This is a genomic window from Arthrobacter sp. ov407 (assembly GCF_900102895.1).
In the GTDB taxonomy this organism is placed as follows: Bacteria; Actinomycetota; Actinomycetes; order Actinomycetales; family Micrococcaceae; genus Arthrobacter.
Genome location: NZ_FNGD01000026.1, coordinates 1 through 1581 on the forward strand (window position 1 = coordinate 1; position 1581 = coordinate 1581).

Annotated in this window: 2 protein-coding genes; both read left to right on the forward strand. The window is 64.5% G+C overall.

Going from position 1 to position 1581, the window contains the following annotated elements; translation table 11 throughout:
- The first annotated feature begins 444 nt into the window (after positions 1–444).
- The gene (locus BLS42_RS20365; RefSeq protein ID WP_176803595.1) at positions 445–606 is read left to right on the forward strand and encodes a hypothetical protein; all 162 of its coding nucleotides are present in this window, start codon (positions 445–447) and stop codon (positions 604–606) included.
- 246 nt (positions 607–852) lie between these two features.
- Positions 853–1320, forward strand: a complete 468-nt coding sequence (locus BLS42_RS19830) for a hypothetical protein (protein WP_143019250.1) — start codon at positions 853–855, stop codon at positions 1318–1320.
- The last annotated feature ends 261 nt before the right edge of the window (positions 1321–1581 follow it).

Below are 1581 nucleotides of genomic sequence, written 5' to 3' on the forward strand. Positions count from 1 at the left end.
CCACAACACCCACCCGCAACCAATCACCACCGCCGGCACTGGCACTGGCACCACCCAACGAACAACCCCACCGCCAGTCTGCCCGGAGCCGACCTTGCCTCGGGGTGTGCCCGGCGCAGGCCTCCTGGGAAGCGTGGCTGTATTCGGCCGCCCGACCTACGGCTACGATCCGTTCCATTCCCCAGCGGCGCTGGTCGTGGCGAGCCAGGTGATCGTCCGGGGAGCCGTGGAGGGGGTCCGGGAAGGGCGGACCGGCACGGGTCTTCACTCCGTTGTCTTGATCCTGGACACTAGCCGCGTGGTCGAGGGCGAACTGCCGCGGGGTAATGACGGGAACGTCAATCTTGAACTGAATGGCGCAGGAAGTTCGGATCCCTTGTACTTCTCGAAGGCCTTTCCCAAGGGGGCCGACGTGGTCGCGGATGACGTGGTCGCGTATAAGGCATGCGCAAGGTCTGGCCCGCGTCGAGCGTGAAATTCTACGGCGGCGGTGACACACCCCAGGTCCCGCGGCTGACCATCGACCAGCTCATCGCTGACGTCGACGGACTGCCAGGCAAGATCCCCATCCATATGGCCGACGTCGGATACAACAACGTCCCCTAGGCGCTGGACCGGCACCGGCAACACGTCGATGACGTGCGCATCCTCGCGAAGTACGAGCGGGCGAGCTCATGACCGTTGGGCGCTTCAAGCTAATGCTGACCATTCACACCAGCCAGGATCCCACGAAGTTCAACCCGAACCTGCCGCGATGAAAGCACCCCTGTGGGCCAGCACGCCGATCACGCGCTGAAGTGCAGGACTGTAACCGGCGTGGCCGTACGTCTGCCTGCAGCGTATTGTCGGGGCATGACTGGGGATCAGCGTCAGCGGCAGGGAGGTAGCCGGGCGATATATCTGGCAATGCAGGCACTGCACCTGATCTTCTTCATCGCCGGTACCTTCCTGGTCATCGCAGTCTCGATCCGCTACGCACATACAGTGGTCAGCCTCGAATCTTACGGGGCCCCGATCGACGGGGACGTGAGACGGGGACCCTACATTGCAATCGCAGCTAGCCTTGTCACCGCTGTACTCGGCGGCTCCTCATTCCTCCTGCTACGCAATGGTGAGCGATGGGCCTGCTGGATCAGTGTCTTGGTCTGGTCCGTCCTATGGTTCCCCGCCTTCATAAACGTCAGTGCGTTTCTCAATTGGTTCGCCGCTCCCATCATCGTGACAATGGTTTGCATTGGCGGGTCGGTCTTCGCCACCGCGGCGTACTTCTTGATGGGCCCGGACCGTCAACGGGACGGCGGCGAGCATCCGCGCCCCTGATTTGTAGTGGGAGCTCCTAGTAGGTGGCCCGAGGCCCCAAGCTTGTCATAACGGCGGCCCGGCGCCGGCCGGACTTGCAACCGGCGGTTGGGTGTCCTCGACCTGAACGGTGTTCCGGCCGTGGCCTGCAGGCAGGGCGTTCCTGCGGCGACGCTCCCACCGCGTATGGCGGTTCGACGGCGGCGCCCGGTTTGGGTTGCGGTGCCGGCCTCCGCGGGGCGTGAGCGAACCTCCGAAGGGGGCGTGCGGGAGGTGGGGCGT